The 21,863-nt window shown below is 71.5% G+C and carries 15 protein-coding genes; 5 read left to right on the forward strand and 10 right to left on the reverse strand.

Features of this window, described 5'->3' with window-relative positions:
* The first annotated feature begins 133 nt into the window (after positions 1-133).
* Complete coding sequence (locus ACO0M4_RS17370; protein ID WP_430371482.1) at positions 134-1,219, forward strand: Lrp/AsnC family transcriptional regulator; 1,086 nt, start codon at positions 134-136, stop codon at positions 1,217-1,219.
* Here ACO0M4_RS17370 and ACO0M4_RS17375 read toward each other — a convergent pair.
* Positions 1,173-2,012 (reverse strand): hypothetical protein, encoded by an 840-nt coding sequence (locus ACO0M4_RS17375; RefSeq protein WP_430371483.1) that lies wholly within the window; start codon positions 2,010-2,012, stop codon positions 1,173-1,175. The genes ACO0M4_RS17370 and ACO0M4_RS17375 overlap by 47 nt on opposite strands.
* Before the next feature lie 167 nt (positions 2,013-2,179).
* Here ACO0M4_RS17375 and ACO0M4_RS17380 point away from each other — a divergent pair, with 167 nt between their 5' ends.
* The 3 genes from ACO0M4_RS17380 to ACO0M4_RS17390 all read left to right on the forward strand — a co-directional run bounded on the left by ACO0M4_RS17380 (position 2,180) and on the right by ACO0M4_RS17390 (position 9,788).
* A complete protein-coding gene (locus tag ACO0M4_RS17380) occupies positions 2,180-2,689 on the forward strand; it encodes a hypothetical protein (RefSeq protein WP_430371484.1) in 510 nt (169 codons plus the stop codon).
* Between the two features lie 205 nt (positions 2,690-2,894).
* Positions 2,895-6,917, forward strand: a complete 4,023-nt coding sequence (locus ACO0M4_RS17385; RefSeq protein WP_430371485.1) for a hypothetical protein — start codon at positions 2,895-2,897, stop codon at positions 6,915-6,917.
* Positions 6,918-7,760: 843 nt separating this feature from the next.
* On the forward strand, positions 7,761-9,788 hold the full coding sequence (locus tag ACO0M4_RS17390) for a M3 family metallopeptidase (RefSeq protein ID WP_430371486.1): 2,028 nt from the start codon (positions 7,761-7,763) through the stop codon (positions 9,786-9,788).
* 56 nt (positions 9,789-9,844) lie between these two features.
* Here ACO0M4_RS17390 and ACO0M4_RS17395 read toward each other — a convergent pair whose 3' ends face one another.
* Together ACO0M4_RS17395 and ACO0M4_RS17400 are read right to left on the reverse strand one after the other, a co-directional pair.
* Complete coding sequence (locus tag ACO0M4_RS17395) at positions 9,845-10,921, reverse strand: hypothetical protein (RefSeq protein ID WP_430371487.1); 1,077 nt, start codon at positions 10,919-10,921, stop codon at positions 9,845-9,847.
* A 244-nt stretch (positions 10,922-11,165) separates the two neighbouring features.
* On the reverse strand, positions 11,166-12,002 hold the full coding sequence (locus ACO0M4_RS17400; RefSeq protein ID WP_430371489.1) for a class I SAM-dependent methyltransferase: 837 nt from the start codon (positions 12,000-12,002) through the stop codon (positions 11,166-11,168).
* Positions 12,003-12,221: 219 nt separating this feature from the next.
* On the opposite strand from ACO0M4_RS17400, the gene ACO0M4_RS17405 reads away from it, so the two are divergent.
* On the forward strand, positions 12,222-14,066 hold the full coding sequence (locus tag ACO0M4_RS17405) for a S9 family peptidase (RefSeq protein WP_430373824.1): 1,845 nt from the start codon (positions 12,222-12,224) through the stop codon (positions 14,064-14,066).
* Between the two features lie 92 nt (positions 14,067-14,158).
* Here the strand turns inward: ACO0M4_RS17405 and ACO0M4_RS17410 are convergent, their stop codons facing one another.
* From ACO0M4_RS17410 to recR, 7 genes are all read right to left on the reverse strand, one after another.
* On the reverse strand, positions 14,159-15,043 hold the full coding sequence (locus ACO0M4_RS17410; protein ID WP_430371491.1) for an SURF1 family protein: 885 nt from the start codon (positions 15,041-15,043) through the stop codon (positions 14,159-14,161).
* Between the two features lie 332 nt (positions 15,044-15,375).
* The gene (locus ACO0M4_RS17415) at positions 15,376-16,374 is read right to left on the reverse strand and encodes a hypothetical protein (RefSeq protein WP_430371492.1); all 999 of its coding nucleotides are present in this window, start codon (positions 16,372-16,374) and stop codon (positions 15,376-15,378) included.
* A gap of 377 nt (positions 16,375-16,751) precedes the next feature.
* Positions 16,752-17,414: a SigE family RNA polymerase sigma factor gene (locus tag ACO0M4_RS17420; RefSeq protein WP_430371493.1), complete on the reverse strand. Its 663-nt coding sequence runs from the start codon at positions 17,412-17,414 to the stop codon at positions 16,752-16,754.
* Positions 17,415-17,872: 458 nt separating this feature from the next.
* A complete protein-coding gene (locus tag ACO0M4_RS17425; protein ID WP_430371494.1) occupies positions 17,873-18,988 on the reverse strand; it encodes an aspartate-semialdehyde dehydrogenase in 1,116 nt (371 codons plus the stop codon).
* A complete protein-coding gene (locus tag ACO0M4_RS17430) occupies positions 18,985-20,256 on the reverse strand; it encodes an aspartate kinase (protein ID WP_430371496.1) in 1,272 nt (423 codons plus the stop codon). The genes ACO0M4_RS17425 and ACO0M4_RS17430 overlap by 4 nt, the downstream gene beginning before the upstream one ends.
* A gap of 351 nt (positions 20,257-20,607) precedes the next feature.
* On the reverse strand, positions 20,608-21,270 hold the full coding sequence (locus ACO0M4_RS17435) for a DUF5063 domain-containing protein (RefSeq protein ID WP_430371497.1): 663 nt from the start codon (positions 21,268-21,270) through the stop codon (positions 20,608-20,610).
* On the reverse strand, positions 21,263-21,862 hold the full coding sequence (recR, locus tag ACO0M4_RS17440; RefSeq protein WP_430371498.1) for a recombination mediator RecR: 600 nt from the start codon (positions 21,860-21,862) through the stop codon (positions 21,263-21,265). Before recR ends, ACO0M4_RS17435 begins: the two co-directional genes overlap by 8 nt.
* Position 21,863: the final 1 nt, after the last annotated feature.

The raw sequence follows: 21,863 nt of genomic DNA on the forward strand, positions 1-21,863 counted from the left end.
GCTGGCAGCAGTAGCCGGGTACGCGTCGGGGACGCACGCTCGTGTGCGCCTTCCGTCGTGTCCGTGCGGGCAAGCCTCGGTCACGCGGCGCGCGCAGCGGCCCGGAAACGGCGCCTTCTGTAGGGTTGCCGCCATGGCGCGTCCGGTGATCGTTGATTCCGTCATCCTGGAGCCGGATGATGTGCGAATCCTTCGTGCCCTTCAGATTGATCCGCGGGTCGGATTCGCGACCGTGGCGACGGTCCTGGGGCTCTCCGAGCTGACCGTCGCCCGCCGCTACCGCCGCATGCTGCGGGCCGGGGCGATCCGGGTGGTCGGGGTGGTCGACCCGGGGGCGCTCGGGCAGAGCCGGTGGATGGTGCGCCTGCGCTGCCGACCCGGCAGCGGCACGGCCCTCGCCGAAGCGCTCGCGCAGCGCGACGACGTCAGCTGGGTCGCCCTGAGCGCCGCCGGCTCCGAGGTCACCTGCGCCGTGCGCTCGCGCTCACAGGAACAGCGCGACGACCTGCTGGGCCGCCGGCTCCCCCGCACCGCCGCCGTGCTCGACCTCCAGACATCGGTGATCCTCCGACAGTTCCTCGGCGGGCGCGGGCACTACTGGGCCGCACTCGCCGGAGTCCTGACGCCCGAGCAGGAGTCCGCGCTCGGGCCCGGCGGCCGGCCGTTCACCGAACGGCCGGTGGTGCGGGATCACCCGTCGCCGCTCGACGCCCATGACGAGAAGCTGCTCGCGGCCCTCGCCGCCGACGGACGGGCCAGTCTCGTCGACCTCGCAGCCGCGGCCGACCTCACGCCGGGTCGGGCGTCCCGGCGTCTGCACGCGCTGCTCTCCGGCGGAGTGGTCCACATCGACGTGGAGACCGCACCGCTGGCCCTGGGATTCCGGGCCCGGGCGAACCTGTGGATGCGGGTCCACCCGGCCGAGATCAAAACCGTCGGGCGGGCGATGGCGCAGATGCCCGAGGTGGGGTTCGTCGCCGCGGTGTCCGGTCCGTACAACCTCCACGCCGCCGTCCACTGCCATGACCTCGACCGGCTCTTCGAGTTCAGCACCGACCGGGTCGGAACGTTGCCCGGCGTCGAAGCCCTGGAGATCAGTCCCGTCCTCCGCCAGATCAAGCAGGTCGGAACCCGCGTGGACGGCGACCGCCTGAGTTCCGAAGCCGCTGCGGTCAGTGCGGCTGGGCGAAGTGGAGGAGTGACGTCTTCAGGGCGGTGACGAAGGCGTCACGGTCGTCCGGGGCGAGGCGGTCCAGTGACAGGTAGGGGTTGAGGTCCTCAAGTTCGACCAGCAGCAGGCGGCCGTCCCGTGTGCGGCAGGCGTCGACGCGCTGGATGCCGTGGTCGAGCGCGTTCCAGTCGACGAAGCACTGCGCGAAGGCCAGGTCGTCGTCGGTGGGCCGATACGGCGTCAGCGCCCAGCGCCGGTCGGCGTCGGGGGTGCGGAGGGCGTACTGGAAGGTGTGGTCGACGAAGTAGAAGGAGACCTCGTAGCGGAAGTCGATGCGCGGCTGGACGAGGACGTCGCCGCTGTCGAGTCCGTCCAGTCCGGCCAGGTCGTCCCGTGTGAGGACGCGCAGGCCGAGCGAGTCGGCGCCGGCCTTGGGCTTGGCCACGTAGGCGTCCGCGGGCGGGAGCCGGTCGAGGGTGTCGCGGCGGTCGGCGGTCGGGATGACCGGGTAGTCCGCGGCGCTCAGGTCGAGGAGGTATTGCTTGCCGGCCATGTCGGCCTTGCCGGTGAGCGGGTTGTAGACGCGTACGCCGTGCGCCAGCGCCCGGGTGCGGAAGTCCTCGTATGCGGCCTGGTAGTGGAGTACGGGGCCGCTGTTGCGGACGACGACCGCGTCGAAGCCGTCCATCAGCGCGACCGCGTCCCGGGGATGGCAGAGGGCGACGGTGAAGGTGTCGCGGAGCCGGGAGCTGAGGAAGACGTCCTCGTCGCCGTACCGGCGTCCCTGGGCCTCATAGGTCAGGTCGGTGACGTACAGGACGCTGGGCTGGGCGGACGGCATCGTTCTCCTGGGGCTCGACTTCCGTCAACCTATCTGCCCCTGTTTCCCCCCTGTGTGGGGGGACCGGCTCAGGCGGCCGCCCGGCAGCCGCCCTGCCGGACCGGGTCGCCCGTCAGCCGGCTGGTGCTGCGGACCGCCGTCCGGGGCATCGCCTTGAAAGGACGCCCATGCGTTCCGCAGACAGCAAGCCCGTCGCCGTCGTCGTCGACGGCTATTCCGCCGGCAACTTCTACCCGGCCGCCTTCGCCCGGCTCGGCGCCGATCTCGTCCACGTGCAGAGCACGCCGGACCTCATCACCTCCATGGCGCCGCCCGCCTTCTCCGACTACCTGGCCAACGTGATCGGCTCCGACGAGGCGGAACTCGTCGAGCAGCTCCGCGCCTACGACCCGGTCTGCGTCGTCGCGGGCCAGGACGGGGCCGTGCCGATGGCCGACCGACTGAGCGAACTGCTGGCGGTCCCGTCGAACTCCGCGCCGTTCGGCACCGGTCCCTCCCCTCGTGGGGACCGGTGCCGAACGGCACAGGCGGCGTCGATCCGCGGGTGGGCGGATCGAAGATGGCCGGACTGTGGTCGGCGTGAGAACGGTCCGTGGTGGACCGACTCGTCGGATTCCTCCGCGCTCGTGCGCCGAGATCCGCACCACCAACTCGTGACTCCGGCAGCAGGTGGGTGAGAACGTGCCCCAGGGGTTGTCTCGCCGCGCGCTGAGCTGGTGGCCTGTCCGGGTAGTACCCGATTTGCTGCCCTGCTGCGTGGTGATCCTGCCAGCTGTGGCTTCCACGGAGGAGATTCCGGCGTCAGGACAAGGGCTTTTCCCCAGGTCAGCCAGTTAAGGTGAGTTTTCCGGTCCGGATGTCCAGGTGCGGGGGAAGTAAGGGGTGGAGACCTTGAGTTCCGACTCAGGGGCACGCACAGCCTTCGCGGAACGTCTCGCGCTGCTCTACAAGGAGGCCGGTAACCCGCCCCTCAAGAAGGTGGCCGAGGCGGTCGTCCGGCTGCAGCGGGTCGACGAACGAGGGCGGCCCGTGCGGGTGTCCGTGCAGCGGATCAGCGACTGGCGGCGGGCCAAGAACGTCCCCGCGCAGTTTGCCGCGCTCGCGGCGGTGCTGCACATCCTGATCCCCGAAGCCCGGCGCACACGCCCCGCGCCGGTGTCCGCGGGACTGTACGACGTGGCGCAGTGGCAGCGTCTGTGGGAGCGCGCGGTCGCCGACCCGGTCGGCGACCGCACCGCGCCGTCCGCACAAGAAGAGGAGCGCCCCCCGGCCGAAGCCCCTGCCGTCCCCGGCGTGTGCCCCTACCGGGGCCTGGCTTCGTACCGTCAGCAGGACGCCCGGTGGTTCTTCGGTCGGGAGCGGAGCACGGACGCCCTCGTCGCGCAGCTGCGCGCGGCGGAGAAGACGGGCGGTCTGGTCATGCTCGTGGGCGCCTCGGGGGCGGGGAAATCCTCCCTGCTGAACGCCGGGCTGGTGCCCGCCTTGGAGAACGGCGCGCTGGGCGACGGGACGGGCCAGGGCCGGGAGGTCCTCCAGCTCGTACCGGGCGGCGACCCGCTCGCGGAGCTGACGCACCGGATCCCCGAGCTCGCGCCGGTCCTGGCGGCCGCGGACGGGCCGGCGGCCGAGCCGCCGGACCTCTCAGGCTTCGCGCCCGCGGTGCGGGCGGCGACCACGGCCTGGGCGGGGCGCGGCGCGTCCGCCGCGGCCCGTCCGGTCGTGATCGTGGACCAGTTCGAGGAGGCGTTCACGCTCTGCTCCGACGAGGCGACCCGACGCACGTTCATCCAGCTCCTGCACGCCGCGTGCACATCCACCGACGCCGGTGATCCCGCCCCGGCGCTGGTCATCCTGGGCATCCGCGCCGACTTCTTCGAGCAGTGCCTCGGCCATCCCGAACTGGCCGACGCGCTGCAACACCGGCACATGGTGCTCGGACCGCTGACCTCCGCCGAGCTGCGCGAGGCGGTGACCGGCCCGGCCAAGGCCGTGGGTCTGGAACTCGAACCGGGGCTGGCGGAGCTGATCATCCGGGAGGTGAGCGCGGACGGCCCCGGCGGGACGCACGACGCGGGGGTGCTGCCGCTGCTCTCCCACGCCCTGCTCGCGACCTGGCAGCGGCGGAAGGCGGGACGGCTGACGCTGGCCGGATACCGCGCGGCGGGCGGCATCCAGGGCGCGGTGGCGGCGACCGCCGAGCGGGCCTGGTCCGGCCTCGACCCGTCGGCGCGGACGGCCGCGCGCCTGCTCCTGCTGAGGCTGGTCCGGCTGGGCGAAGACACCCAGGCCACCCGTAGGCGGGGGACCCGGCGCCAACTGGCGGCGGAATCGACGGATCCCAACAAAACGGAGGAATCCCTCGAAGCGCTGGTGCACGCCCGTTTGGTGACGCTCGACGCGGAGGCCGTGGAGATCACCCATGAGGCGTTGCTGCACGCCTGGCCGCGGCTGCGCGACTGGATCGACGAGGACCGCAACGGCAATCTGCTGCGCCAGCAGCTGGAGGAGGACGGCCGGGCCTGGGAGGGCTCGCACCGCGACGCGTCCCTGCTCTACCGGGGTTCCCGGCTGGCCCAGGCCCGCACCTGGGCGGAATCCGCCGGCGACCCCTTCCTGACCCGCAGCGCGGTGGAGTTCCTGGCCGCTTCGGTCCGGCTGCGCAGGCGCACGGTCCTGCTCAGCCGGGGTGCGGTGGCGGCCCTGGTCGTCATGGCGATGCTGGCCGTTGGTTCGGCGGTGGTCGCGTGGCAGCAGCGGGACGACACCGTTTTCGAGCAGGTGCTCGCGCAGGCCGACCGCGCCCAGTACACGGATCCGTCCCTGTCGGCGCAACTCGACCTGGTGGCGCACCGCATGCGGCCCTCCGACGAGGGCACGAACAACCGGCTGTCCTCGATCGTGAACGCACCGCTGGCCACGCCGCTGCTGGGCCACACCGGCGCCGTCTACCTGACCTCGTTCAGCCCGAACGGGCGGGTCCTGGCCACCGCCAGCTACGACCGGACCGTACGCCTGTGGGACGTGGCGGACCCGACCCGCCCCAAGCCCCTGGGCAAACCCCTCACCGGCCATACGAGCTGGGTGAGCACCGCCGTCTTCAGCCCGGACGGGCAGACCCTCGCCAGCGCTGCGGACGACGGCACGATCCGGCTGTGGGACGTGCGGGACCCCCGCCACCCGGTACCGATCGGCGCGCCGCTCGCCGGCCATGACGGCACGGTCTACCTGCTCTCCTTCAGTCCGGACAGCCGCACGCTGGCCGCCGCCACCGAGGGGCGCACCGTGCGCCTGTGGGACGTCGGCGACCGGCGCCGGCCGACGGCGCTGGCGACGTTGACCGGCCCCACCGCCGCGGTGCGCTCCGTGGCGTTCAGCCCCGACGGGCGGACGCTGGCAGCCGGCGGCGACGACAACACCATCAGGCTGTGGGAGATGACCGATCGGCGGCATCCGACGCCGATCGACACGGTGCTGACCGGCCACACGGCCACGGTGCACTCGGTGGCGTTCAGCCCCGACGGCCGCACGCTGGCCAGCGGCAGCGCGGACGACACCGTCCGGCTGTGGAACGTGGCCGACCCGGAACACCCCGCTCCGCTCGGCGCGCCGCTCACCGGCCACACCGGCGCCCTGTGGTCCGTGGCGTTCAGCCCCGACGGGAGCATGCTCGCCGCCGGCAGCGCGGACAGCACGGCGAGCCTGTGGAACGTCAGCGATCCGGCGTACCCGTCGCAGGTCGGCGAGTCCCTCGCGGGCAGCAGCGGTGAGATGTACGCCGTGGGCTTCAGCCCCGACGGGCGGACCCTCGCCACGGGGAGCGGCGACAGCAAGGTGCGGCTGTGGTCGATCCCGACGTCCAACATGGTCGGCCGGATCGGCGCGTTCCGCCCGGACGGTCGGGTGCTGGCCACGGCCGCCCGGGACCAGAAGGTGCGCCTGTGGAACGTGGAGTCGCCCAAGCGGCCGGTGGCACTGGCCGAGCCGTTCCAGTCCGGGAAGGGGGGCAACGTCTACGCGCTGGCGTTCTCCCCCGACGGCCACACCCTCGCGGTGCGGACGGGAAACCCCAGCCCCGCGGTGCAACTGTGGAACGTCACCGACCCGACCCGACCGGTCCCCTACGGGCCGCCCCTGGCGCTGCCGATCCGCTTCGCGGGCCCCGACACCGTGGCCTTCAGCCCGGACGGCCGCACGCTGGCGACCGCCTACGACGACTTCACCGTGCAGTTGTGGAACGTCAGCGACCCGTCCCACCTCCGCCGGCTCGGTCCGCTCCTCACCGGTCACCAGGGCTACGTCAACTCCCTCGTCTTCAGCCCCGACGGCCGCACGCTGGCCAGCGGCAGCGCGGACGACGCCATCCGGCTGTGGAACACCACCGACCCGGCGCACGCCACCCTGCTCGGCGAGCCCCTCGCGGGACACCTGGGCCCCGTCAACGCGCTCACCTTCAGCCCGGACGGCCGCACGCTGGCCAGCGGCAGCGACGACGACACGGTCCGGCTCTGGAACACGACCGATCCGCGCAAGGCGACCCGCCTGGGCTCCCCCCTCACCGGCCACACCGAAGCGGTCGTCTCGCTGACGTTCAGCAAGGACGGCCACACCCTGGCGAGCGGCGGCAACGACAACACGGTCCGGTTCTGGAACGTCGCGAGCCCCTCCAGGGCCGCTGCCATCGGTCAATCGACGAGCCCCAACGCCAAGACGGGCAATTTCTTGTCGTTCAGTCCGCAAAGCCACCTGCTCGGAGTATCGAGCGGCGCCGGCACCGTCCGGCTGTGGAGCCTGGACACCGACGAGGCAATCCGACGCATTTGTTCGACGACCCGGGGTGTTCTGACCCCGGAGAAATGGCACGACTATCTCCCTCACCTCTCGTACGCGCCTCCGTGCGGCGAGTAGCCGAGTAGGCAGGTAGCCGGATAGCCGGGCCGCCGGCTATCCGGTCCGGGGCGCGGCGAGCCGCCCATTCCGACGCGCCGGGCGAGGCGTGGCCGATCGGCTCCGCCGCGCCCTCGGCCCTCCGTTCGCACCCCGCGCCCCGCCGAAGTCCGTGACACCGGTCACAACTCCGCCCGACAATTCGGCAGTTGACTCCCGTCTCGGAGCCAGTCTTGCTACGATTGGCCACAGCCCGATCGCTGGTGCATCCCCCGTCGCCAGCGATCGGGCGCTTTCATGTCGCGCATGTCCCACATGACCCGGATGCCCTGCGCGCCGTACGGGAGCCAGCGAAAGCACGCCTTTCCCTTCCGCGGCATCCCACTGCGCGGGGCATTTCGATAGCGCGGACCGACGATTCCGCATTCAAACAAAAGGCGTCTCTTCTCCCCCTCTTTGCCTTCCCGGAACGCCCGACTATCTCCGGGAGCCCGGCCCCCTAACTCGTACGCACGCACGCGAGATCCCGCAGGCACATACGGACTCACGCACGCTCACTCCCACTCACCCGGACTCACCCGGACTCACCCGGACTCACGCAGTCCCATACAGCCTCATGCGGAGGCATGCGGAGGCAGGCGGCCTCAAGCAGTCTCCTCAGGCACAGTCGGGGCGGGCATGATCGTGGGTAATCGGGCCGGTAAAGCTACGGACCGTCGGAGGGCGGCGCGCGTAGGGTCGTTCTCCGTGACTTCTGCGAAGAGTTCCGAGACGAGTCCGAGTTCCGAGACGACGGCGGGGCCGGTGGCGGCTGCGGGATCCGCAACGGCCTCGGGCGCGGCAGGGCGGCGCGCGGACGACGCGGTGTCGAATCCTTTCTTCTCGCCGAGTGCACTCCCCTACGGGCTACCGCCCTTCGCCCGTATCCGGCACGAGCACTTCCGGCCCGCCTTCGAGCGGGGCATCACCGAGCAGCTGGCCGAGGTGGCCGCCATCGGGGCGAGCCCCGATCTGCCGACGTTCGAGAACACCGTGGCGGCGCTGGAGCGCAGCGGTGCGGTGTTGCAGCGGGTGTCCGCGGTGTTCTTCAACAAGACGAACGCGGACACCGACGAGGCCACCCAGGAGCTGGAGGCCGAGATCGTGCCGCGGCTGGCCGCCCACGAGGATGCGCTGCTGCTCGATCCGGCCCTGTTCGCCCGCCTGGAGACGCTCCATGACGGCCGTGACGGGCTGGGGTTGGACGGTGAGCAGCTGCGGCTGTTGGCGCGCCACCACGCCGTACGGGTGCGGGCCGGGGCGCGGCTGAACCCCGAGCAGCAGCGGCGGCTGCGGGCGCTGAACGCCGAAATCGCCATGCTCTGCACCGAGTTCCGGCGGAACCTGCGGGCCGATACCGCGGCGGCCGCGCTGGTGGTGGACCGCGCCGAGGAGTTGGCCGGGCTGCCCGCCGACGAGATCGCCGCGGCCGCCGAGAACGCCCGGGCCCTCGGGCACGACGGCGCCTTCGCGCTGAGCCTGCTGAACTTCACCAACCAGCCGCAGCTCGCCGCCCTGGAGGACCCCGCGCTGCGGGAGCGGCTGCTGGCCGCCTCCATGGGGCGCGGCGGCGGCGCCAATGGGGCCGTCGCGGTCACCGTGGCCCGGCTGCGGGCCGAGCGCGCCGCCCTGCTCGGCCACCCCCACCACGCTTCCTGGCAGGTCGCCGACCAGACCGCGGGGACGACCGGCGCCGTGGAGGAGATGTTCGGGAAGCTGATCGGCCCGGCCGTGGCCCACGCCGAGCGGGAGGGTGCGGCGCTGGAGGCGGCCGCCGGCGTTCCGGAAGTCCCCGCCGCCGACTGGCAGTTCTTCGCCGAGCGGGTGCGGAAGGAACGATTCGACCTCGATGCGGCGGCGCTGCGCCCCTATCTGGAGCTGGAGGCCGTCCTCCGGGACGGCGTCTTCCACGCCGCCACCCTGGTGTACGGGGTCACCTTCACCGAGCGCCCCGATCTGGACGCGTACCACCCGGACGCCCGGGTCTTCGAGGTGCGCAACGCCGACGGCAGCCCGCTCGGCCTGTACCTCGGCGACTTCCACGCCCGGGAATCCAAGCGCGGCGGTGCCTGGATGAACGAACTGGTCACGCAGTCAAACCTGTTGGGGCAGCGGCCCGTGGTGGTCAACAACCTGAACATCGCCAAGCCGGCGGCGGGCGAGCCGGTGCTCCTGAACTGGAGCGAAGTGACCACGCTCTTCCACGAGTTCGGGCACGCGCTGCACGGGCTGTTCTCCGATGTCCGCTATCCCCTGCTGGCGGGCACCGAAGTGCCGCGGGACTTCGTCGAGTTCCCCTCGCAGGTGAACGAGATGTGGGCAGAGTGGCCGGAGGTCCTGGCCCGTTATGCCCGGCACCACCGCACCGGGGAGCCGATGCCGCCCGAACTGCCGGCCAAGCTGCGGGAGGCGGAACGGTTCGGCGAGGGGTTCGACAGCGTCGAGCACCTGTCCGCCGCCGTCCTGGACTGGGCCTGGCACACCTTGCCCACCGCGGAACTGCCCGGTACGGACGGCGTCGAGGCGTTCGAGGCGGCCGTGCTGGAGCGCCACGGGCTGGCCCACCCGGCGATCCCGCCGCGCTACCGGACCGGCTACTTCGCGCATGTCTTCGGGGGCGGCTATGCGGCCGGGTACTACGGGTACCGCTGGGCGGAAGTCCTGGACGCGGACACCGTTCGGTGGTTCCGGGAGAACGGCCGGACGGTCCGCGAGAGCGGCGAGATCTTCCGGCGGGAGCTGCTCAGCCGGGGCAACAGCGTCGACCCGATGGTGGCGTTCCGCGCGGTGATCGGCCGCGATCCGGACTTCGGTCCGCTGCTGGAGCGGCGGGGCGCGGCAGTCGCGGAGTAGCCGACGGACGCCGGGGGCCGGGGGCCGCGCCGGGCCCGCCGGCACCCCGGCGCCGGCTACTTCCCGTCGTCCGCGGCGGCCCGCCAGGTGACCGGCTGCGCACCGTCACCGCTGCCCTGGAAGGTCAGCGAGGCCGGCAGGTCTCCCTTGGGCAACATGTGGATGGTGCACGCGGTCGCCGTGGCGCCCGGCTTGAGCATCTTGTCGGGCACCGCCTCGGGGCACTGGCTGACCCCGGGGCCGCCGATGTCCAACAGGAGCATCTTCCGGGCCTGTTGGCCGCTAACACTGCTCAGCACCACGCTGTCGTTGAGGCTCGGGAGCAGGTCCCGCTTGCCCGTGTTCCGGTACTCCACCGTCACGTAGTACGGGACGAGCTTCTTCTGGTCCGCGCTCAGGTCGAAGCGGCTCAGATCGGCCAGGGAGCCGGTGCGGACGCTCTTCGGGGTGGCCAGGACGGTCGCCGTACGGCTGTCGCTGTCCGTGGTGACCGCGTCGGCGGGCTGGTGCGCGGGCAGTACCCCGCGCGCACCCTGTTGGGCGCCCCCGACCTGCCACAGCAGGGTGTCGCCGCCGTCGTCCTTGTAGGAGACGTTCCCCGGCTTCAGCCCCTTGGGGAGCATGAAGATCTGGCAGAACGCGGCGGTCTCACCGGCGGCCAGCTCGGCCTTGCCGGAATCCTGGCACTCGGGCGGCAGACCATTGCTGGTGGCCAACGGGTCGGTGCGGAACAGCGAGACCTGCTGGCCGGCCTGGCCGTCCACCCCGTTGACGGAGAAGTTCCGCTGCGGGGACAGCTGGCTCACCGTGCCCTTGCCGGTGTTGGTGTAGGAGACGGTGAGGTAGTACGGGACCATTCCCTTGAGGTCGTCGTCCAACCGGATGTGCGAGAGGTCCGAGGCGTGGCCGAGCGCCAACCGGGTCGGCTTGAGCCGCAGCGGGCGCGCCTTGTGGTCCGAACCGGTCCAGGTGCCGGTCCGGGCCGCGGACACCATCGGCAGCGGTTTGGCGGGCACCACGGCGGGGGACGCCCCCGGGCTCGCCTTGCCGCCGGACGCTCCGCCGCATCCCACGGCCAGCAGCATCAGCACGCTCGCGCCCGCGGCGCCAGCTATCCGTCTCCGTACGTGCACGGAAACCCCCGTTGCAGAGTCGTTCGTCATTGCCCGCGTCGGCACGGATGGAGGTCGCGCTCGAAGTGGTCCTTCGCAGTGGCCCCTTGGGGCGGCGGACCGCAATCGGCCGAAACCGACCGGGCCGTCCGCCACATTAACCGGCCCGGTCCTGAGCCGCCCCGGCGGGCCTGACGGGCCGCCTCCCGCCTCCCGGCTCCCGGCTCCCGGCTCCCCCGCCCTCAGCCCGTCCGGTACCGCGCCCTCAAACCGCCGGCTTCGTCGCCTTCAGGGAATACATCAGCGGGATGCGGGGCCGGTCCTCCGGGAAACGGTAGAAACCGTCCTCCCCACGCCGCAGCACACCGAAGCGCTGAAACAGCGTCATGTCGTGCTCGTGCAGGAACTCGATCCGCAACCCGGCCCGCGCCACCGCACTGACCACGTCGCCCAGGGAGTGCTGCCATTCGACGCTCCTGTTATGGACCGTCTGCGCCGAGAAATCCGTATAGCTGCCGGAGGTCTCCTCGTCCCACGCCTCGCGACGGAAATAGTCGTGGGCGACGCGCGAACCGGTCTCCTCGTCCAGTACGTCGCTCAGCGGGTGGAATTCGGCGAGGTAGAGGAAACCACCCGGCACGATCAGGGACGCGGCGGTCTCGGCCCAGCCGACCAGATCCGGCAGCCAGTTCACCGCCCCTATGCCGGTGTAGACGATGTCGTACGCGGGGTCGGGCACCGCTTCGGCGGCGTCATAGACGTCGGCGGCGACGAAGGCCGCGCGGTCCGGGCCGTAGCCGAGTTCGGCGGCCAGGTCGCGGGCCGTCTCGACGGCCGGTTCGGAGAAGTCCAGGCCGACGACCCGGGCAGCGCCGCGGTGCGCCCACGACAGCGTGTCCTGACCGAAGTGGCATTGGAGGTGCAGCAGGCTCCGGCCGGTGACGTCCCCGACCTCGGCGACCTCGAAGTCACGGATCACATCCCGGGTCCGCCGGAATGCGTCCTGGTCGTAGTAATCGCTCACGGTGTGGAGCGGAACGCGCTCGTCCCACCTCGCACGATTCACCTCACGCCAGTCATCGGGGCCCCTCTGTTCTCGCATAGGGCGAAGTTATCCACAGCCTGACGGCCTCGCCAACGGAAATTCTCCCGCCGGGCGCAGAATGGCCCCATGACTGACGAGACCACAGGCCCCGGCCGCACCCCCACCGATCCGTCCCCCGCCCACCCCCGTTCCGCCGACGCCGCGGTGGAGTCGGCGGCGCCGAAGACCACGGGCCCGCAAGCGGGCACGACGGGCACGACGGGCGCGACGGACGGCATGCCGGCCTGGGAGCAGCGCTTCCGCGCTCCGCGGATCGGGCTGCCGGACTGGGCCGAATACGCCCCGGCCCACTCCCTGTTCGTCTCGAACGCCACCGGCACCTTCGAGCTGTACGCCTGGGACCGCGCGACCGGCACCCAGCGGCAGGCCACGGACCGCCCGCACGGCACGACGGACGGCACGCTCTCGCCGGACGGTGAATGGATCTGGTGGTTCTCCGACACCGACGGGGACGAGTTCGGCGTCTGGATGCGGCAGCCGTTCACGGGCGGCCCCGACGAGCCGGCCGCACCGGGGCTCGACGCCTCTTATCCGGGCGGCCTGGCGATCAGCCGGGACGGCACCGCGGTGATCGGCCGCTCCACGGACGAGGAGGGCTCCACGATCCACGTCGTACGGCACGGGGAGCCGCCGGTGGAGATCTACCGGCACCGCGAGTCAGCGGGCGTCGGCGACCTCTCCCACGACGGCTCACTGATCGCCATCGAGCACACCGAGCACGGCGACGCCATGCACTCCGCCATCCGCGTCGTACGCCCCGACGGGTCGACGGTCGCCGAGCTGGACGACACCAACGGCGGCACCGAGGAGCTGGGCCTGTCGGTGATGGGCTTCGCCCCGGTGGACGGCGACAGCCGGCTGCTCGTCGGGCACCAGCGGCGGGGCCGCTGGGAGCCGATGGTCTGGGATCCGCTGACGGGCACGGAGACCGCGCTGGAGATCGACCTGCCCGGCGATGTGGCCGCGGACTGGTATCCGGACGGCTCGGCGCTCCTGGTGGAGCACGAGTACCAGGCCCGCAGCGAGCTCTGGCGCTACGACCTGGGCACGACGGGTGGTGCGAGCGCCACGGACGCCCCCGGCAGCGCCCTGAGCCGGGTCGACACCCCCGCCGGCACGGTCTCGGGCGCCACCGCCCGCCCGGACGGGACGGTGGAGTTCCTGTGGTCGTCCGCCGCCCAGCCGCCGGAGGTGCGGTCGACGGACGGCACGGTGGTCCTGGATCCGCCCGGTATGAAGGCCCCCGGGTCGGTTCCGGTGACCGACGTCTGGGTGGACGGCCCCGGCGGCCGGATCCACGCCCTGGTCCAGCAGCCCCCCGGCACGGGTCCCTTCCCCACCGTCTTCGACATCCACGGCGGCCCGACCTGGCACGACAGCGACTCCTTCGCCTCGTCGCCGGCGGCCTGGGTGGATCACGGCTTCGCGGTCGTCCGCGTCAACTACCGGGGATCGACCGGTTACGGCCGGGCCTGGACCGACGCGCTCAAGCACCGCGTCGGGCTGATCGAGCTGGAGGACATCGCCGCGGTGCGGGAGTGGGCGGTCGCCTCCGGTCTCGCGGATCCGGAGCGCCTGGTGCTCGCCGGTGGCTCGTGGGGCGGCTATCTGACGCTGCTGGGCCTGGGCACCCAGCCGGACGCCTGGGCGCTGGGCCTGGCCGCGGTCCCGGTCGCGGACTACGTCACGGCGTACCACGACGAGATGGAAGCCCTGAAGGCCATGGACCGCACCCTCCTGGGCGGAACCCCGGAGGAGGTCCCCGAACGCTTCGAAGCGTCCTCCCCGCTGACGTACGTCGACGCGGTGCGGGCCCCGGTCTACATCTCCGCCGGCGTCAACGACCCCCGCTGCCCGATCCAGCAGGTCGAGAACTACGTCCAGCGCCTGGAAACGCGCGACCACCCGCACGAGGTCTACCGCTACGACGCCGGCCACGGCTCCCTCGTAGTCGAAGAGCGCATCAAGCAGGTCCGACTGGAACTCGACTTCGCCCGCCGCTACCTGGAGACGGCACGGCCGGCGTCGAACGAGCAAACGAGCGGCCGAGTGGCCGAGTAGCCGCGATTCGGGGGGTGGGGGTGGGTGGGGGGGGGAGGGGGGAGGGGAGGGGGGAGGGGAGGGGAGGGGAAGCCCCCCGGGGGAACGGCCCCCTACCTGCCCGCCGGCACTTCGTCCCCGGCCGTGACGCCCCCGCCCCCGCTCTCGCCCCTGCTCTCGCTCTCGCCGGCCACCGCCCCGTCCGGCCCCTCCGGGAGGATGCCCAGGGCGGCGTCCTTGGCGGCTTCCGCCTCGCGGCGGACCAGGCGGAACCACATGAAGACGACGAAGCCCGCGAAGACGAACCATTCGCCGGTGTAGCCGAGGTTCTGGAACGCCTTCATGTCCAGGCTGCTGCCCTCCGCGGCGGCCGGCGGCACGGCGTGCAGCGGGGCCGGCGGGTCGGCGAGCGTGATCCAGGCGTCGTAGATGCCGTACGGCACGATGTTGACCAGCGACGCCGCGCTGATCATGCCGAGCTGGCCCTTGGGCAGACCGCCGCCCGCCTGGACCCCGGATGTGCCTTCGTTCTCGGACGCCTGCAGCGCACCGGTCACCGTGACCTCGCCCTTGGGCGGCACGGGCACCTTCGCCGTGTCGGCCTTGGCGTTCGCGTCACCGGGGAGCCAGCCGCGTACGACCGGCAGGGCCTTGCCGCTGTCCGTGCGCAGCAGGGTCAGGACGTAGAAGCCCTGCTGGTCGCCGTGCTTGCCCTGAAGGGTGCGGTCGGGGACCAGAAGTTGGTGCTCGGTGTCGTAGCGGCCTCGGGCGCTGGCCTGGTGACCAGAGGTGACCTGGTCGACCGGCAGCAGGCTCTCCAGCGGTCGGGGAGCCGCGGCCTTGGCGTCGGCGGATCGGTTCTCCTGCTGCTGGTGTGAGGCGACCCGGGCGTCGAAGCGACTCAGCTGCCAGCTGCCCATGAAGATGCAGAAGGGGATCGCCAGTACGGCGAAGACGTTGATTCCCCACCACCGCGGGGTCAGCAGGAACCGGTACACCCCACCAACGGTACGGGGCCTGCACCGCACGGCCGCACCGCCCCCTCCCCACCGCCGCCCCGCCCACGCGACCTGGGCGGATATCGGCGAACACGCCACCTGACGGCCCGGCACCCGCACCGACCAAACGACGACTCGTCCAGACCGTTCAGGACAACGGCAGCGAGAGCAGCGACTTCGGCAAGAGCGGCAAGAGCAACGGCCACACGACAACAGCCGCAGCCCCACAACCACCAACCACCAACCACCAACCACCAACCACCAACAGACCAGCGGCAACGGCCCCTCGCCAACAAGCCCTCACCGAAAGGCCCGCCCCGGCGCCGCACCGGCTACGGCGCCGCCAGGGGTGCCGTGCGGTACACCGTGCCGGCGCACGCGTCCGCGATCTTGGCGTCGGCCGCCACGGGCTCGCCCGCCTCCGGCGTATGGGTGAGGAGCACGCCGCCGGCCGCCGCGCCACCGTCCCCGGTGCCGTTTCCGCCGCCGGCCTGGCCTTCGGTGCCACTGCCGCTGCCGCTCGTCGTCGACGCGGCGGCCGGCGACTCCCCAGGCGCCTTGGACGGGTCGGGCGTCGGCGACGGCCGCGGGCTGACGCATCCGCTCGGACCGCCGCCGGCCGCCGGGATCCAGGCGAACTTGACCTCGTACGCCTGCCCCGGCTTCAGCACCAACTGGTCGGGGGTGGTCGCCGGATCGGGCAGCCCGGTGGCGTCGTCACCCGAGGTGTGGTCGACCACATGGATCTTGTCCGGTTTGGTGGAGCCCTGCGGCGTGAGGTCCACGGTCCCGCCGCCCTGCACGGAACAAGCGGAATCGGAAGTGTTCACCACCCGGAACGCGCCGTAGACCCGGCCCGACGAGTCGGCCGCGCCGACCGTGCCGGTCCCCTTGCCGAGTTGCTCACGCCCGCAGACCGGCGAGGTGACGTCCATGGTCGTATCGGGGGCGGGTGTGCCGACTCCGGCGCCGGGGCCCGTACCGGGCGTCTCGGTGCCCTTGCCCACTGTGCCCGGCGGGCGGTCCGCGTCGGGCTTCCCCCCGCTCTGGCCGGTCGGGCGGGTACTGGCCTGCTCGGTGCCTTCGCCGTGTGCGCCGCTGCTGTCGTGCTCGGCGCTCCGGCTGCTGGCGGCGTTGGCCGGGCGGTCCCCGGGGGCATCGCTGAAGCTCGCGACGTGGACCATCGCCGGGACCGCGGTACCGCCGAGCAGCACCGCCGCGGCCGCGCCCACCAGGGCATGCCGCCGTCGCTGACGACGGGCCGGGACCGCCCGCCGCAACTGCTCCAGCGCCTCCGGCGCGGGCTCCAGGTCGGCGACGCTGGACTGCAACAGCCGCCGCAGATCGTCCTCACCGCCGAACCCGGCACCACCCTCACCAAGCCCAGCACCAGCACCAGCCCCAGAGCAGGAACCGGAACCGGAACCAGAACGGAATTCGGACCCACAGGAACCAGACCCAGACCCAGAACCAGACCCGACCCCAGGCCCGGAAGCCGAATCGCCCCCAACCCGCGCCCCGAAGTCGTCCTCCCGGCCGCGCCCCTCATACGCCCCACCGACCCCCCGGCCGGCTTCATCCCCCCAGACACCCCAGGCATCATCCCGAGCGCCCTGGGCGTCCCGGACCTCCCGGACCTCCCGGGCTTCCCCGTCGTCCCAGCTGCCCTCGTCGTGCCCAGCGTTCCCCCGGCTGGATCCTGCCGCACTCACGCCGGAGCCTCCATGGCGACGCGGAGAGCCGCGATCCCCCGCGAGCCGTACGCCTTGACCGAGCCGAGCGATATCCCCAACGTCTCCGCGACCTGAGCCTCCGTCATGTCGGCGAAGTAGCGGAGCACCAGCACCTCGCGCTGACGGCGCTGCAACCCGCGCATCGCCTTGATCAACTCGTCCCGTTCCAGCAGGTCGTACGCGCCCTCCTCGGCGCTCGCCATGTCGGGCATCGGCTTGGAGAGGAGCTTCAGCCCGAGGATCCGGCGGCGCAGCGCGGAACGCGAGAGGTTGACGACCGTCTGTCGCAGGTAGGCCAGGGTCTTTTCGGGGTCGCGTACCCGGCCGCGGGCGGAGTGCACGCGGATGAAAGCTTCCTGCACGACGTCCTCGCAGGAGGCGGTGTCGTCGAGCAGCAGCGCCGCCAGGCCGAGAAGCGAGCGGTAGTGCGCGCGATAGGTCTCGGTGAGGTGGTCGACTGTGGTGCCGGCTGCCATCGCGTCGTCAGTGTCCCCACGCTGCGTCGGGAGCTGCGCGGGGCGTGCGGCGGACCAGGGGGCGATCACCGGCATGCCCCCGGAAACGCGTGGGCGTGGCGGGCGCACTGCCGCGCCTGCCGCTCCCGCCGGGACGATGGTGAATCCGAGTACCTCTGCCACGCCTGTTGGACACGCTTCCCCCCAAAAGGGTTGTACGCACAAGGCACCGCTTGCGGCGATGCGTCAAATGCCCTCATGCGCACCAGCTCTTCCCAAACACCCCAATTGCCCTGATGCGACAGCCCTGACGCCATCGCCCCGCCACCCCAGGGCCCCGGAAGCGGCCCGCGAACACCGCGGCCCACTCCAGGGAGTGACCCCAAAAGACGCCACCCGTCGGCCGCCGGTTGCAGCACCACGGGAAGCGAATGATCGAACAGAACATCAGCCCAGATCAAGCGGCTCGAACCAGCACTCCACACACGAAATCTTCACACGCCCCGCAAAGTATGTCGCAGGCGGCCAGCCCACCGCAGCCACTCCCCCCAACTACCGCGCCCACTACAGAGGAGCGACGAAAATAGCGGCACAGACCCGAGCCACAGCCCCAAGGCACAGAGCGCAAGCCTCCCCCGCCCCTACCCCCGCAGCTCCCCCGCCACCAACTCACCGATCTGCGCCGCGTTCAGAGCCGCCCCCTTGCGCAGGTTGTCCCCGCACACGAAGAGCTCCAGTGCGCGCGGATCGTCCAGCGACCGCCGCACCCGCCCCACCCAGGTGGGATCGGTCCCCACCACGTCCGACGGGGTCGGGTACTCGCCCTCCGCCGGGTCGTCGCACAGCACGACGCCGGGCGCGGCCGCAAGGATCTCGTGCGCACCGACGACCGTGACCTCGTTCTCGAAGCGCGCGTGCACGGCCATCGAGTGCGTGGTGAGCACCGGCACCTGCACGCAGGTCGCGGTGACCGGCAGTTCCGGCAGCCCCAGGACCTTCCGGGACGCCTCGCGGATCGCGAGTTCCTCCGAGGACCAACCGTCCTCCTGGAGCGATCCGGCCCACGGCACGACGTTGAGGGCGAGCGGCGCCGGGAACGGCCCCAGGGTGTCGCCGACCGCCCGCCGCACATCGCCCGGCGCGGCGCCCAGTTCCGTACCGGACACCGCGGCGAGCTGTGCCCGCAGCGTGTCGGTGCCGGCCTGTCCGGCCGCCGACGCGGCCTGGTACGAGGAGACGATCAGTTCGCTCAGCCCGTACTCGGCATGCAGCGCGCCGAGGACGACGATCATCGACAGGGTGGCGCAGTTCGGGTTGGCGATGATGCCGCGCGGACGGATCCGTGCCGCGCACCCGTTGACCTCGGGCACGACCATCGGCACGTCCGGGTCCCCCCGGAACGCGCCCGAATTGTCCACCACGACCGTGCCCTTGGACACCGCGACCGGCGCCCACTGCGCGGCGACCTCGTCCGGCAGGTCGAACACCGCGACGTCGATGCCGTCGAAGGCGTCCTCGCTCAGCCCGACGACCTCGACCTCTTCGCCCCGCACGGTCAGCTTGCGGCCGGCCGAGCGGGGTGAGGCGATCAGCCGGATCTCACCCCAGATGTCGGCCCGCTCGGAGAGGATCCCGAGCAGGACGCGGCCGACGGCACCGGTGGCACCGACGACCGCGAGGTGCGGCTTGGCAGCCGGGCGGGCCCCCGCCCCAGCCGAATCGGCGAGGGACGGGCGGCCAGCCTCGGCCGGAATCATCGTCCGGTGCCGCCGTAGACGACCGCTTCGTCGGTCTCGCTGTCGAGGCCGAAGGCGCTGTGCACCGCCTGGACGGCCTCCTTGACGTCATCGGCACGGGTGACGACCGAGATGCGGATCTCGGAGGTCGAGATGAGCTCGATGTTCACGCCCGCGTTCGACAGCGCCTCGAAGAACGTCGCGGTCACGCCGGGGTTGGTCTTCATGCCCGCGCCGACCAGCGAGATCTTGGCGATCTGGTCGTCGTAGCGGAGCGAGTCGAAGCCGACCGCGGCCCGGGTCTTCTCCAGTGCCGCGACGGCCTTGCGGCCCTCGGCCTTCGGCAGCGTGAAGGAGATGTCCGTCAGCCCGGTGGAGGCCGCCGACACGTTCTGGACGACCATGTCGATGTTGACCTCGGAGTCGGCGATGGCACGGAAGATCCGCGCGGCCTCGCCCGGCTTGTCCGGGACCCCGACGACCGTGACCTTCGCCTCGGAGGTGTCGTGCGCGACGCCCGAGATGATTGCCTGCTCCATCGGCCTGTCCCCTTGCGGTTCGTTGCTGACCCACGTGCCCTTCAGCCCCGAGAAGGAGGAACGGACGTGGATCGGGATGTTGTAACGGCGTGCGTACTCGACGCAGCGGTGCAGCAGCACCTTGGAGCCGGAGCTGGCCAGCTCCAGCATGTCCTCGAAGGAGATCCAGTCGATCTTCCGGGCCTTCTTCACGACCCGCGGGTCGGCGGTGAAGACACCGTCCACGTCGGTGTAGATCTCGCAGACATCGGCGTTCAGCGCGGCGGCGAGCGCCACCGCGGTGGTGTCCGAACCGCCGCGTCCCAGCGTCGTGATGTCCTTCTTGTCCTGGGACACGCCCTGGAATCCGGCGACGATGGCGATGTTGCCCTCGTCGAGGGACGCCTTGATGCGGCCCGGCGTGACGTCGATGATCCGTGCTTTGTTGTGCACGGAGTCGGTGATCACTCCGGCCTGGCTGCCGGTGAAGGACTGTGCCTCATGGCCGAGGTTTTTGATCGCCATCGCCAGCAGGGCCATGGAGATCCGCTCTCCGGCGGTCAGCAGCATGTCGAACTCGCGCCCCGACGGGATCGGGGACACTTCCTGCGCGAGATCGATCAGCTCGTCCGTCGTGTCGCCCATCGCCGAAACCACCACGACAACCTGGTTGCCGTTCTTCTTGGCCTCAACGATTCGCTTGGCGACGCGCTTGATGCCCTCGGCATCCGCAACGGATGAGCCGCCGTACTTCTGCACGACAAGGCCCACGTGCGCTCCTCGCAACTGTCTCTGCGGGAGGGGGTCCCTCCCGGACCCCCTGACATGGGGGTACTGCGGTCGGCTCAGTCTAACGAGCGGGCGGAATCCGCCCCGCTACTACCACATCGTGAGACACAAAACCCACGCTTTGATCAACTCGCTCACCATGGCCACGCTCGTGAAAACGCCCGATGAGCACGTCGAACGCGGTCCGTGAACGCCGTGTCCCTCGCTGGTTCCAGCGCGGTGCTCCGTCGCACCGGCTCGGCGTGCACCTTCCCGCTCCACACCCGGGCACACGGAACGTAACCCAGCTCACACCTCGCACACCGCTCAAGCGTACGGCGGCGCGAGCGCCGGTCACACCCCCCGCAACCCCAGCGGACCGGCGATCTCCGCCGCCATGACCTTGCCGGCCTCCTCGGCGAGCCGGTCCTCGTCCCCGGCGGCGGAGGTGTCGGTGTCCAGCCCTTCCAGCGCGTCCAGCGGCTGGTCGAGGCGTACGTGGGCGACCAGCGACTGGAGCGCCCGTAGGGCGGCCGAGGCGGTCGGGCCCCAGTTGGAGAGGTAGGAGAACTGCCACCACCACAGGGCCTCGGTGACCCGGCCCGCCCGGTAGTGCGCCAGTCCGTGCCGCAGGTCGGTGATGACGTCGGCGAGATCGTCGGAGATCCGGCAGGCCACCGGCTCGCTGCGCGGCACGTACGGGTCGAAGACCTCGGAGTACACGTCCACCGGGTCGAGCAATCGCGCGAACCGCTCGCGCAGATCGTCCGCGTCCACCTCCGGACCGGTGTCCGGTTCGTACCGCTCGTCCGGAACGATGTCCTCGTGGGCGCCCAGCCGGCCGCCCGTGAGCAGCAGCTGGGAGATCTCCAGCAGCAGGAAGGGCACCGCGCTGTCCGGCTCGTCGCCCTTGGCGACCTCGGTCACCGCGACGATGAAGCTCTCGATCGAGTCGGAGATCGAAACGGCGAAGTCGTCCGGGTTCTGTGTCGTGTCATGCAGCGTGGCGTCAGACATCAAGAAGTCTCCTCCCTTCGAAGGCCCGCCCGAGCGTGACCTCGTCGGCATACTCCAGATCGCCTCCGACCGGCAGCCCACTGGCCAGTCGCGTCACTTTGAGGCCCATCGGCTTGATCATGCGGGCCAGGTACGTGGCCGTGGCCTCGCCCTCCAGATTCGGGTCGGTGGCCAGGATCAGCTCGGTGACCGTGCCGTCCGCGAGCCTGGCCAGGAGTTCCCGTATCCGCAGGTCGTCGGGGCCGACGCCCTCGATCGGGCTGATCGCCCCGCCGAGGACGTGGTAACGGCCGCGGAACTCCCGCGTCCGCTCGATCGCCACGACGTCCTTGGGCTCCTCCACGACGCAGATGACCGCCAGATCGCGCCGCGGGTCCAGGCAGACCCGGCACTGCTCCTCCTGCGCGACATTGCCGCACACGCTGCAGAACCGGACCTTCGCCTTGACCTCCATCAGCGCGTTCGCGAGCCGGCGGACATCGGTCGGCTCGGCCTGAAGGATGTGGAAGGCGATCCGCTGCGCGCTCTTGGGACCGACGCCGGGCAGTCTGCCCAACTCGTCGATCAGGTCCTGGACCACGCCTTCATACACG

The organism is Streptomyces sp. RGM 3693 (assembly GCF_050471125.1).
In the GTDB taxonomy this organism is placed as follows: domain Bacteria; phylum Actinomycetota; class Actinomycetes; order Streptomycetales; family Streptomycetaceae; genus Streptomyces.

What these genes read in the sequence shown, in the direction of transcription:
- ACO0M4_RS17435 (WP_430371497.1), bottom strand. Translation starts at nt 21,270, where the DNA reads ATGTCTGACGCCACGCTGCATGACACGACACAGAACCCGGACGACTTC.
- ACO0M4_RS17370 (WP_430371482.1), top strand. Translation starts at nt 134, where the DNA reads ATGGCGCGTCCGGTGATCGTTGATTCCGTCATCCTGGAGCCGGATGAT.
- ACO0M4_RS17405 (WP_430373824.1), top strand. Translation starts at nt 12,222, where the DNA reads ATGCCGGCCTGGGAGCAGCGCTTCCGCGCTCCGCGGATCGGGCTGCCG.
- ACO0M4_RS17375 (WP_430371483.1), bottom strand. Translation starts at nt 2,012, where the DNA reads ATGCCGTCCGCCCAGCCCAGCGTCCTGTACGTCACCGACCTGACCTAT.
- ACO0M4_RS17380 (WP_430371484.1), top strand. Translation starts at nt 2,180, where the DNA reads ATGCGTTCCGCAGACAGCAAGCCCGTCGCCGTCGTCGTCGACGGCTAT.
- ACO0M4_RS17425 (WP_430371494.1), bottom strand. Translation starts at nt 18,988, where the DNA reads ATGATTCCGGCCGAGGCTGGCCGCCCGTCCCTCGCCGATTCGGCTGGG.
- ACO0M4_RS17400 (WP_430371489.1), bottom strand. Translation starts at nt 12,002, where the DNA reads ATGCGAGAACAGAGGGGCCCCGATGACTGGCGTGAGGTGAATCGTGCG.